The organism is Butyrivibrio proteoclasticus B316 (assembly GCF_000145035.1).
GTDB lineage: Bacteria > Bacillota > Clostridia > Lachnospirales > Lachnospiraceae > Butyrivibrio > Butyrivibrio proteoclasticus.
The window spans coordinates 248,522-260,980 of record NC_014388.1; the positions used below are offsets into that span (position 1 = coordinate 248,522).

At 40.6% G+C, this 12,459-nt stretch carries 11 protein-coding genes; 1 reads left to right on the forward strand and 10 read right to left on the reverse strand.

What is annotated here, in order from left to right:
• Positions 1-67: 67 nt before the first annotated feature.
• From BPR_RS16145 to BPR_RS16185, 9 genes are all read right to left on the reverse strand, one after another.
• Positions 68-1,660: a bacterial Ig-like domain-containing protein gene (locus BPR_RS16145; RefSeq protein WP_013282553.1), complete on the reverse strand. Its 1,593-nt coding sequence runs from the start codon at positions 1,658-1,660 to the stop codon at positions 68-70.
• A gap of 24 nt (positions 1,661-1,684) precedes the next feature.
• Positions 1,685-4,633 (reverse strand): beta-glucosidase, encoded by a 2,949-nt coding sequence (locus BPR_RS16150; RefSeq protein ID WP_013282554.1) that lies wholly within the window; start codon positions 4,631-4,633, stop codon positions 1,685-1,687.
• Between the two features lie 223 nt (positions 4,634-4,856).
• Positions 4,857-6,149: an ATP-binding protein gene (locus BPR_RS16155; RefSeq protein WP_013282555.1), complete on the reverse strand. Its 1,293-nt coding sequence runs from the start codon at positions 6,147-6,149 to the stop codon at positions 4,857-4,859.
• The gene (locus tag BPR_RS16160; RefSeq protein WP_013282556.1) at positions 6,140-6,904 is read right to left on the reverse strand and encodes a LytR/AlgR family response regulator transcription factor; all 765 of its coding nucleotides are present in this window, start codon (positions 6,902-6,904) and stop codon (positions 6,140-6,142) included. Before BPR_RS16160 ends, BPR_RS16155 begins: the two co-directional genes overlap by 10 nt.
• 224 nt (positions 6,905-7,128) lie before the next feature.
• A complete protein-coding gene (locus BPR_RS16165; RefSeq protein ID WP_013282557.1) occupies positions 7,129-7,692 on the reverse strand; it encodes a biotin transporter BioY in 564 nt (187 codons plus the stop codon).
• A 90-nt stretch (positions 7,693-7,782) separates the two neighbouring features.
• The gene (locus tag BPR_RS16170) at positions 7,783-8,631 is read right to left on the reverse strand and encodes a biotin--[acetyl-CoA-carboxylase] ligase (RefSeq protein ID WP_242662253.1); all 849 of its coding nucleotides are present in this window, start codon (positions 8,629-8,631) and stop codon (positions 7,783-7,785) included.
• A gap of 28 nt (positions 8,632-8,659) precedes the next feature.
• Positions 8,660-9,397 carry an amino acid ABC transporter ATP-binding protein gene (locus tag BPR_RS16175; RefSeq protein ID WP_013282559.1) on the reverse strand — a complete coding sequence of 246 codons (738 nt, stop codon included), beginning with the start codon at positions 9,395-9,397 and terminating at the stop codon, positions 8,660-8,662.
• Positions 9,384-10,070 carry an amino acid ABC transporter permease gene (locus BPR_RS16180; RefSeq protein ID WP_013282560.1) on the reverse strand — a complete coding sequence of 229 codons (687 nt, stop codon included), beginning with the start codon at positions 10,068-10,070 and terminating at the stop codon, positions 9,384-9,386. Before BPR_RS16180 ends, BPR_RS16175 begins: the two co-directional genes overlap by 14 nt.
• A 10-nt stretch (positions 10,071-10,080) precedes the next feature.
• Positions 10,081-10,848 (reverse strand): basic amino acid ABC transporter substrate-binding protein, encoded by a 768-nt coding sequence (locus BPR_RS16185; protein WP_013282561.1) that lies wholly within the window; start codon positions 10,846-10,848, stop codon positions 10,081-10,083.
• Positions 10,849-11,087: 239 nt separating this feature from the next.
• On the opposite strand from BPR_RS16185, the gene BPR_RS20810 reads away from it, so the two are divergent.
• Positions 11,088-11,261: a hypothetical protein gene (locus BPR_RS20810; RefSeq protein WP_013282562.1), complete on the forward strand. Its 174-nt coding sequence runs from the start codon at positions 11,088-11,090 to the stop codon at positions 11,259-11,261.
• On the opposite strand, the gene pdxR is transcribed toward BPR_RS20810, so the two are convergent.
• A complete protein-coding gene (pdxR, locus tag BPR_RS16190; protein WP_013282563.1) occupies positions 11,262-12,341 on the reverse strand; it encodes a MocR-like pyridoxine biosynthesis transcription factor PdxR in 1,080 nt (359 codons plus the stop codon).
• Positions 12,342-12,459: the final 118 nt, after the last annotated feature.

A 12,459-nucleotide genomic window follows, 5' to 3' on the forward strand; every position in this document is an offset into this window, starting at 1 on the left:
GCTCTGCTAACTAGCAGAGCTACTCTTTATTTGCAAATTTTTTGCATCCCCTCTAACCTAATTCAGATTATTCCAATCCGAAACCGCATTCACCGATTGAATATGTTGTGCTTCCTGTCCAACCTCTTACTACTTCCTCATGGGCCGGAATTATAGCACTTCTCTCACCTTCTTCTCCTGAAAGAGCAATTTCAAGAGGCTCACTTCCATTAAGTGAAGCTGTAACTACGCTGTCGTTTGCATCAACAATAGTGCCTGAGATAGCAGCAGAACCGTCTGCAGCAGTAATAGTAACAACCTTGTGTGAATAGTCAATGAGAAGCGTAGCATCCATAGCTACAGGAGCCTCTCCTGAAACTAATTCATAAGTACCTTCAAAGCTCTCAGTAACAAGCTCTTCTACCTTAACCTCAAACTCCTGTGACTGTCCAAGGAAAGTACCTGTAACCTTCTTGGTTCCAACAGTTGTAGAATCAAATCCGTCATAGTTAAGACGACCGTTCCAGATTGACTCCTCAGCGCCATTAGCACGTACAGCTGTAACAACAAGCTCGCCTGCATCAAACGCATCACCTGTGTAGAATGTGCGAAGCTTGGAAGAATCGATAGCAATACTCTGAGCTCCGGCATAAGGCATTCCATAAACGTTGATGTTACGTGTAAATGTACCTCCACCAACACCATAGCTAAGGCTGGCCTCAAGTGTGTAATCACCGTGCTCTGTATCGAAGATAAATACATCAGCGTCTTCTCCGCCTTCTACATTAACTGCACGGGTTACTCCTGCGCTATTAAGTGTACCGGTGATATGAACAACAAAGTTTCTGTCGCCGTTTTCATCGCGGTTATACCAATATCCGTATACATACTCAACTTTTCCGCTTGCTACTGATGTAGTAGGTCCTGAGAAAGAGCCGTACATTGAACCATCTACTGCACAGTACATATCAAGGCATGCAGGATCAACAATAGTTGCAAAGCCTTCTGTGTACTGACCTTCAAAGAAATAAGCAACCTCTCCGTTTGCTTCCTTGGCTTCCCATGTATCGCGTGGAATAGCTGCAAGTTCTTCGATTGACATGTTAGCAAAAGAGTTATCTGCAAGATTCATAACTACTGCATCTTCCACGTCAGCTGCGTCTGCAACAACCTCTACTGCAGGAGCAACATTTACAAAAGAAAGACCAAAAACTGCTGCACATGATGCTACTGCAAGAACTCCGCCCTTAAGAAGGTCTTTTCCAAGGCTAACCTCATCGTCAACCTTAGACTCCTTCATAAAGCAAGCTATTACGCATAAAAGAGCTGCTATAAAAGTTCCTACCATGTAGAAAACGCAAAGTGTAGGATTACCACCTGCAAAAGTTACATGGTTGATAACGTCAGCGAATACAAAATAAAGCTGAACTACTACAAGATAAAGAGCTACATTGTAAATCGCTGCCTGTATAATAGCACCAAAGCGTACAGGCACAAAAAATATTATGATTGAAACTACGGCACCAACAAGAAGTACCATTCCGGGCATAGGGCCCTTGTGACCAAGAGGTGCTGCCACCTCCTGAGTCATTAAAAAGCAAATACCGGTAATTAACGCCACAATCGCAGCTGCAAGACACAGATAGCTGCCAATGGCCTTATTTTTCAAGCTTTTCAGCATTGATTCATCCTCCATTAATTCTGATTAAGCGGCAATCTTTTTGTCTTTTGCAAAAACCTTGGTATATGTATGAAGAACATACATAACAACAGCGCCGACTAAAAGTACAACAGCAGTTACATCAAGGACTCTGAGAACAATCTGCCACCATGGTGCTGCGTCAGAAACTACGATCTCAGCATCACCTGATCCTCCCATTGAGGACTTGAGCATGATGTAGTACATATAACGGTTAGAATCGAGGACCTTCTGAAGAAGATCTCCATCATCTGTATCATTTATAAGCTTCTCAATTTCTGTAGGTCTTGCTGTATCAAGACAGAAAATATTGTTACCTGCCATGAGCATTTCAGGAGCTGATGAATAATCTGATGCTGTAAGAGCGTCATCAATGATATATCCATCATATTTCCACTCATCACGAAGAATGTGCTGAATTCCCTGGCTTGCTGCTGCATACATAACACCGATACGGTTATAAGCTGTCATAACACCAAGAGAATCTCCCTCAGCAAGTGATCCCTCAAAAGCTCTCATGTATATTTCACGGATAGCCTGCTCGTTAGCGTATGTAGAAATACCCTGTCTTCCTGCTTCCTGTTCATTTAAGAAGAAGTGCTTAACTGTTCCGATAAGTCCCTTTGTACGCATACCATGTGATACGTTCTTGGCTGCATAGTAGCTAAGAACACCATCCTCTGAGAAGTACTCAGAAGTACGTCCTGAATAAGGAGAACGAAGTGTATCAGCACCTGGAGCATAAGCGATAGGAATAGATGCATAAAGAGCATCTTCACCGTACATCTGTCCAAATCTTGTCTGCACATCATGATCCCATGTAGCGCCAACGATTGGAAGTGTTGCCCAACCTGTACAGTTACGACGGTCACCATACTTAAACTGACCATTCATTCCCTCAGGTCCGTCAACGATTGTGCAACCAGGCTTGTTAACTGCCTTAACAGCCTTGATACCCTTAGAATCACCCATGTTGATGAGGAGCTCAGAAAGAGTGAGCTGTGATAAGAAATCATCCCACTTAGGATCATCAAAAGCTACGCCCTTCATATCTATGAAATCAATTTTCTCATCGAGCTTAACTCCAAGATTGAAGTCTGAAACATGCTTGGCATCAGCTGCCTTGACATAAGTCTGCATGTTAAGTCCATCATAAAGCTTATCGTTAACTGTAATTGTCTCAAGTGTTGTAGGATATGTTGCATCCCAATCTGAACGTGAAAGATATGTGATCTTCTCGTCGTCATTTACCCAGTAGTTAACATCAGCGTCGTCAAATGTATTTGTAACTTCTACATCGCTGTTGTAACGTGATTTGCGATACTTTACTGTATCAACTTCTGTGTTAGGCGCTGTCCAAACCTTAACAGCTTCAGCATTACCTGAAACTACATTACCTGCTTCATCAGTAAGCTTTCCTTCAACATCTGCTCCGCACTTGGATGCAAGTACGTTATTAAGAGCATCGTGAGCGCCGTTACCTACAGCAAAATAATAGTCGCCTGCATCAAGGATATAACCCTTAGCACCAAGTCTGTCATAAGATGCCAGGAAATATCCCGGAACTTCGATATCAACAGTCTGAGATTCACCTGCAGCCACATCAATCTTGTCATAGCCAAGAAGCTGAATAGATGACTTCTCAACGCCATTCATAGCGTCATACTCTGTATATGGAGACTGTCCATAGAGCTGAACTGTTGCCTTACCATCCATGGCACCTGTGTTGCTTACTGTTACAGTTGCCTTGAATACATCTGAAGCTTCGTCATACTTAAGATCATCCATGTGATAATCATAAGTTGTATATGAAAGTCCATAACCAAATGGGAAGCAAACTTCATCAGCATAATTCCAGCCTGACTCTGAAGCCTTAGCTCCAGCAGCTGAATCAGCATTTCCACGACCGAGTACTGTATCCTCATAACGAGTCTCATAGTATCTGTAACCTACGTAGATACCCTCGTTATAGCTTACGAAGTTCTCACCTGCTTCACGTGGAGCCTTTGTGCCGTAGTCATATTTGTGAAGACCAAAGTTCTCTGCTGATGGAGCTGAAAGAGAATTTGCTGCAAAAGTAGCTGTTGTATGACCTGAAGGGTTAACTTCACCTGTCACTACTCTGATTGCACCTGGCATACCGTAGAATCCAGGGTTACCTACCCATAGAACAGCATCAACATCGTATTCCTCAAGCCAGTCCATCTCAAGTGCAAATACTGAGTTTAAGATAACTACTGTTTTGTTAAATTTGCCGGAATCCTTGATGCTCTTGAAGATAGCCTTCTCGTTATCATCAAGTTCAAGCATTCTCTTACCCTTGTTGTTTACCATAGCAAGGTCATTACCCTCTGTTGCGAAACGGGAAAGAGTTACAAACGCAACATCACCGTATGAATCATAAGATTTTTCTACAGCAGATGTAAAAATAGAAGAATCGTACTCGCCAACACTTGATACGCTTCTTGCTTCTGCAGCAGGAGCATTAGCATAAGCATCGAGTACTGTCTGGTTGACATTAAATCCTGCGCCCTTAAGAGCATCTACAGGAGTCTGCTGGTATTCTTTATTTGTTGATGAACCACCTGCAGTACTACGGAATACAGGATCTATGCTTCCGCGTCCAAAAGCAGTTACATTTCTCTCTGAATCTGATAATGGAAGAGCATTGTCCTTATTATAGAGAAGAACACTTCCTTCCTCTTCCTCCTGCTCACAGAATTTGTAAGCAGCTTCTATATATTTTGCATAACTGTCGTCTGTAAGTGCGCCGTCATCTGAGAATTCAGTGCCACCATAAGTAGCTCCGCCGCCTTCAATACCAAGTGCATGGTTGATCTCACCTTCCTGCTGGAAAGCGATTGCAGTTCCTGTGAATACAAGATTTGTTAACATAACTGCAGAACCTGCAAGTCCAAGCCATAACCTGGACTTGTTAGTGCTTTGTTTTTTCATCCTTATCCCCATCTTTCCATAATATAAGTGTTATTATTTCCCTCCCTCCGCCTGACAGGTTGTGCACCACCTGCATGCGGAAGTATATTTATAAGTACATACTATGGAAAAAAAATGAGGCATTCAACAGATTGGCACAATTGAACAAATTCAGGTCATAATTTACACAAAAAAATAGAGTCGACTCGGATTTTTTTATCCAAATCGACCCCTGTTTTTATGATCAGGCTTCATTTAGTGTTAAATTTTCACTACAAGGAATGGTAATTAGCAGGTAGAATATTTCATTTTCAACAAATATATGTGCAATTCCACCATAAATCTCTGCCGTGTTTTGTATACTTTTCACACCATACCCATGATCATGCTCATCTGCCTTGGTTGTAAGGAGATTTCCATCTTTAAATAACGGTCGGTTGGGTGTATAGTTCTCAACCCTGATAACTGCCATGTTTTTATCCTTATGGATATCCAAAGTGATAACTTTTTTCTCCGGATCTGACACCTGTTCCAGGCACTCTATTGCATTATCAAGAGCGTTTCCAAGCATAGAATAAATGTGATAGTGCTTCATACGCTCAAGACAACTTCCATCAGCAGAGCACACCAGCTGGATTCCTGCCGCGTTACAGATTGCAGATTTCTGGGTCAGAGTAATATCAACAGCCTTATTACCTGTAAAGTACCTAAGATTCAGTTCTGCCATCTCCTCTTCCAATTTGCTGCGTTCCTCATCGGTCGCCTTGGAATACTGCTGTTTAATATCATGATAGCGGATATTGATCTTCTCCATATCCTTCTTGGCCTGCTCGTATTGATGTTTGTCTGATTCCAACAGTTGCGCCAATATCTGGTTTTCCTGCTCAAGCTGCTTGGTATTAAAGTTAGTATACTCAAGCGCCAGAATAGCCAGAGCAAAAAGGATACAAAAGGCATTCAGGCATACATAACTGGTCAGATAAGACGCCGATGCCTGGTCAAATCCGTCCTCCAGAAACACACTGAGGTAAACTGCCGCAACGAGAAATAGTCCTGAATACATTACTATTTTGACATTATCAAATTGAAGCTCTCCCTGTCTGGCAAAGGGCTGTGTATATTTGATATAGACTATAAGCGCCACCAGGGCTGAAGTGATCAGCAGAATTGATGTATAAAAGGGATATCCTGAAACATCAAACTTAATGGAAATCGGCACAGCTATCATATATGTGAGCTTGCTTGAGATATGTTGTACTGCATAGGCACAAGTCGTATAGAAAATATAGTGAATATAGCTTCCTTCATAACATAGCCAAAACAGCACAAACAGAAGTATTGTATATATCAGAAGCCTTACCTTGTTCTCTATATTTACTCTCGTACAGACTTCCGAGATAGCAAAAAAGGCAAATACTCCAATTAACAGCCTCGGGTAAAAATTGCTTTTTTTCTTGTTCCAGGGCATAAATAAAAAAGCTGCACACAACATGCCAAGTGGAACCTGCCTTGAAAAAATAAAATCTATTACTGACATGGATCTTCCCATCCCTTCTTAGCAAGATATCTGGAGAAGGCATCCATAAAGGATTCCTTAAATGTACGCCCTATAGGTAAAAGTTCATCACCTATGAAGACATTCATTCGGCTCACAGCTGTGACACTTCTAATGTTAACCAAAAAGCTGGATGAACAGCGCCAAAAGCCATAAGGTGACAATCTCTCTACCGCCTCCTGCATTGTTCCCCTGTTCTTGATCATAACTCTTGCTCCTGACGTACTATCTTTGACATTATATAAAAGATAATGTTGTCTGACCTCGATATAATCTATATCTGACACACTTACCAGTCGTGAGATCGTTCCGTCCCTTAACACAAATTTAGTTTCAGAATCCTTATTATCACGGCTATGATTCCTACTGACAGCAGTAAGCGCTCTCTCCATGTTGAGATTAAAAGCATACGTCTGGACAGGTTTGACCATAAAACCAAGCGCTCCTACACTATAGCCATTTATCGCAAACTGCTGCAGATTAGTACAGAAAATAATAACTACTTCATGGTCAGTCTCACGTATCTTCTCGGCCAGTTCCATACCTGACATTCCCGGCATATCGATATCCAAAAAGAGCATATCAAACCCGGCAGGGCTCTTGTCTAAAAATGCAAGCGCACTCTCATACTCATTCAGCTCATATTCAATTCCATGTACAGATGCATATTCAGCTATTTCCTGCCCTAATCTTACGCGGGAATCCCTGTCATCATCCACAATACCTATTCGTATCATGAGTAAAAACCTTCCTAAAAATATACAGCAAGATTATAACCTATCAGCAGATTAACATCCATATATTATTGTCACCCTTTACAGCATGCTTATCATCCCTGAAAAATCCTGACATTTTAACAATGTCACATTAAATAACAGAAAAATACCCCATAACCGCATTTTGCCAAGTTATAGGGTACCTCTAAAGGTTTATATGCAATTTGTTATTCAATATAAACTTATTATTTGATGTACGGTCTTACTCTTCTTGAAATAATAACCGCAACTGCCATCTTGGCAAGATCAGGAATGATAAAAGGAAATACACACCAGGATAAAACTGTGAGAAGTCCAACAGGTCCTGAACTCTTCATGTAAACATACATAAACCAGCCGGTTCCGAATGCATAGCAAACGATAAGTCCAAGAACAAGTGCAATAATCTCAATATGAAGCTTTTTGCCAAACACCTTGGTCATTACCATGTAGATAAGGCCGATAAATATGAAACCGATAATATATCCGCCTGTGCTGCCAAGAAGAATTCCAAGTCCTCCTGAGAAACCTGCAAAAACAGGAATTCCTATAGCTCCCATAAGTACATATACAAGTGTTGCTATTGTTCCTCTCTCTCCTCCGAGTAAAAGAAGCACCGCAAATACTGCTAATGTCTGAAGTGTAAAAGGTACTGTCATAGGAACAGTAATCCATGAACACACAGCTATAAGCGCCACTCCAATCGCGCAATAAACAATATCAAGTGTTTTTGTTCCGTTCTGTAATCTCTGTGATTTAACGTTATCCATCTCTTATAAGCCTCCCTGCGTAGTCAATCTTTTAAACATACACATAACACTTTTGATAGTCTAGCAAAGAGAAAACAGATTGTCAACCTGTTATCTTCTATAGGTTGACAATCTGTTTTGGACGCTACTTTCATCAGCTTTTTCTATCTGACAGACCTTTTCGAGAACCCCGGCAATTAACTCATTCTTGGATATTGTACCCTCGCCCGGCTTAAATAGGCTTGTCACTATATCCTGAAGCTCCACAGGAAACTCTTTGATGTCAGGATCAAAATTTATACCTATTCCAACTACGATCCACTGAAGCGTGTCACTATCGAACTCGCTTCCGGATTCAATGAGAATTCCGCATATCTTCCTGTCATTTACATACAAATCATTGATTCCCTGAATATATGGGCATATCCCGGTCAGCTCCTTAATAGTCTCACAAACCGAAATACCTATATACTGCGTAATAAGAACATTTCTGCTAAAGGGAATTTTATCCGGCATAAGTATCACGCTCATATATATGCCTCCCTCGGGTGAAAAGAAAAGGTGATCTCTTCTTCCCCGTCCCCCATCCTGTTTGGTTGCTACAATACATGTACCGTGATCTGCCCCTCTAAAGGCCAGTTCCTTGGCTTTATCATTAGTAGAATCTATGCTGTCATAAATAAGGAGCTTAGAAGATGCACATATCGAATCGGGATTTATAAACGACTTAATGCCTTCCGCGGAAATAATGTCATTATCTTTCGAGAGCCTATATCCCTTGTTTGTCACGCTCTCAATACTATATCCCTGAACTTTCAGCTCTTTTATCGCCTTCCATATAGCATTTCTGGATATTCCAAGCCCGCTTGCCATTTCTGCTCCGGAGACAAAATCTCCCCTGCTATTTTCTAGCATAGCAAGCACCTTATCTATTGTTCTTACGCCTTGTGTCAGCATCATTCATTCCTCTGCCAAACAGTAATGGCGATTACAGTACCTTAGACAGGAAATCCTGTAATCTCTTGCTCTGAGGATTCTCGAAGAACTCCTTAGGTGTGTTCTCTTCAAGGATATTTCCCTCATCCATAAACAGAACCTTAGTTGCAACCTCTCTTGCAAAGCCCATTTCATGGGTAACTACGACCATTGTCATTCCGTCATCTGCAAGCTGCTTCATAACATCAAGAACTTCACCAACCATTTCAGGATCAAGTGCTGATGTAGGTTCATCAAACAGCATAACTTCAGGATTCATACAAAGAGATCTGACTATGGCAATTCTCTGCTTCTGTCCTCCGGATAAAGAAATCGGATATACATCAGCCTTGTCCAGAAGATTTACTCTCTCAAGAAGCTTTTTGGCCTTCTCTTTGGCCTCTGCCTCACTCATTATTCCAAGTTTAACAGGTGCCAGTGTAATGTTCTGCATAATAGTAAGGTTATTAAACAGGTTAAAGTTCTGGAAAACCATTCCCATACGCTCTCTGACCTTATTGATATCCACCTTACGCTCAGTAATATCTACTCCATCAAATATAATCTGCCCTGAAGATGGTCTTTCCATCAAATTAAGGCATCTTAAAAATGTACTTTTCCCAGAACCCGATGGACCAACAATTACTATTTTTTCACCCTGACTGATCTCATAATTTATTCCCTTGAGAACTTTAGTCGTAGTTCCATCGGTATTTTTGAACTCTTTACACAGATTCTTAACGGTTATCACTTCTGCGCATCCTCCTTTCCAGCTTTTCAAGGAATATAGAGAGCAGTTTGATGATCACGAAATAAATAACAGCTGCTCCTATAAGAGGCATGAATGCGTCATAAGTCCTTGATGCGATCTGATTGGCAACTCGTGTAAGGTCAGTAAGACTCACATATCCAACAATAGCTGTCTCCTTAATGAGAGTAATAAACTCGTTACCCAGAGGCGGAATAATATTCTTGATAGCCTGTGGAAGAATAATGTATCTCATAGTTGTAGCCTTAGATAATCCAAGACTTCTGCCGGCTTCCATCTGTCCCTTGTCGACAGCCAGGATTCCTGCACGGACTATCTCGGAAACATAAGCTCCTGAATTGATGCCAAAAGACAAAGAAGCTACAAGAATACCATTATTGGATGAAGCCATAATGATAAACCACATAATGAGAAGCTGTAGTACGCTAGGTGTTCCTCTAATGACATCTACGTATACGGAAGCTATATAGTTTAGAATAGTAGGCCTTCCATCCTCGGTAGTTGACAACTTCATCAGTGCCATCAGGGTACCAATCAAAATACCAAGAATACCTGCAAAGAAGGCTACTTCCAAAGTTATTCCCAGTCCTGAAAGATATAGCTTCCATCTCTCACCCGTTATGAATGCTGCAATAAAACGTTCATATAAAGTCATTTCTAAATAATTACTCCTCAATATACTCTTTTACGAGATTATCATAAGTACCATCAGCCTTCAGTTCCTGAATTGCTGTATTGATCTTGTTAGCAAGCTCTGTATTTCCCTTAGGAAGTGCGATAGCATAGAACTCAGGCTCAAAATCAAAGTCTGTACCAGGCAGTACATTAACCTTATCAGAATACTGTGTTCCAAATACCTCTGCAGGATTCTTGTCTACGATCACGCAGTCGAGTCGTCCGTTGATAAGATCATTAACAGCATCTACAGCTTTATTGTACGCCGAAACGTTAACACCTTCAATTTCATCTGCAATAAATTCACCTGTTGTTCCAAGCTGTACACCAATTGTAAGATTCTTAAGATCATCTGCATTGGCAATAGCTGAATCCTTAGGAACAATAACAGCCTGAACAGCTTCATAATAAGATTCAGAAAAATCTACTGTCTTCTGTCTCTCTTCTGTAACAGTCATTCCGGCAATAGCAACATCGATCTTACTACCAATAGAAGAAACAAGAGAATCAAATTCCATATCCTGGATCTGAACATCCATGCCAATCTTCTCGCCAACTGCCTTGATGAGCGCCATATCGAATCCATCAGGTTCTCCATCATCACCTACATATTCAAAAGGTGGAAATGCAGCGTTTGTTCCAACTACAAGTGTTCCGTTTGTGTTATTAGTATCAGCTTTTGCAGCGCTTCCGCAGCCTGCAAGTGATGCAACAGTTAAAAGAGATGCAAGTACAACAGATATAATTTTCTTTTTCATAATAGCCTCCTGACAAAAATTTTATGCAATTAATGTATATTTATGCAACTTTTATGTATAATATAACAGCGATATTAATATTTATCAAGTACTAAATTAATTTTTATCTAAAGTGCCCGTCTTTATAAAAGTTTAATAATATAGTTATGCTTTTTTCATCTGAGCTACAAAAATAAAACATAATCATGGAGTAAACTATTTCGAAAGTGGCGAAATTTAATCCATGAGGAGGTAGCTTCATGAGTGAAAATGCATTTAGAAACTTCAATCCTTGCAAAAGAAAGCATATAACTATAGAAACTATTAATTACAACGGCAAATACGTGGATATTTCTGTCATAAGAAAAAGAGCCCTGTCTATAACAGCAGCTCTTGCTGCGCTTGCCTGCATTGCAGTGCTGTTTTTGTTTTAATTATCCTCTTCTTTTCTGTCTTCTGACTCTGTTTATATGTCTTTCAAAGTCACCGCTTTTAAGCAGCTGTGCAATCACATACTGATCAAATATTGGAACCGTGCAGGAATAAAAGCCCAGTTTATCATTGAACTCCTGCACCATTGACTCTGGCAGAACCATGTATCCTATACGCATTGACGGTGCTATGGTCCTGGAAAAAGAGTTAAGATATATAACTGCTACATCCGAGGCCATGGAAAAAAGCGGTTCTTCGGCCTTTCTCGATACAGTAAGCTCCGAATCATAATTATCTTCTATAAGAACACCATTCCTTTGCTTGGCCCATCTTATATATTCAAGTTTCTTGGAAATGCTGGCAGTAACTCCGCTTGGATAGCTGTTAAAGGGTGTAACATGAAGTATTTCTGCCCTGGTCTCGTTAAGTTCATCTGATGATATCCCTTCACCTGTCATAGACAGCATATCGCAGGTTACTCCCAAAGCCTCATATACATCCCTGATTTTCTTATAAGAAGGGTTTTCAAGTGCATAAACTCTGTCTGTACCTAGAAGCTGCGCTATAAGCCCATACAAATACTCTGCTCCTGATCCGATTATAACCTGATCAGGTTTGACCAAAAGCCCTCTGCTCCTCGCAAGATATAGGCATAATTCATTCCTGAGTTCAAGACAACCGTGGTTGGGAGATTTGATCAGTATCTTCTCACCATAATCAAGCATTACTCTTCTCATGGTCTTGGTGAGAACAGAAAAAGGAAAATCACTTGTATTTGGCCCTTCCGTTACAGTCTCAGAAATCTGAACCTTCACCGGCTCTCTTGCTCCAAGAAAATCCTCGTTTCTATAGGTCACAACCACTCCGCTTCGAGGCCTGCTCTCTACGTACCCTTCATCATTTAAAAGAGTAAGCGCATGCTCAACTGTTATTACACTTATTCCTGTTTCAGCTGCAATTACACGCTTGGAAGGAAGTTTTGTTCCGTACTCATACACTCCTGCCACAATATCTTTTACCAAAAACCTGTAGAGCTGAATATAAGCAGGCTCCTGCGCATTTTTATCAATATTGTAATTCATCTGGCCATATCCTTATTTGCGAAAACAATAGTTTCTATAAGTTCAGATTAATCTTATTCCTACACCTTACATATGTAAAGTAATAAAAAAGAAATGTTATCTGCAAAATACTTTGCCA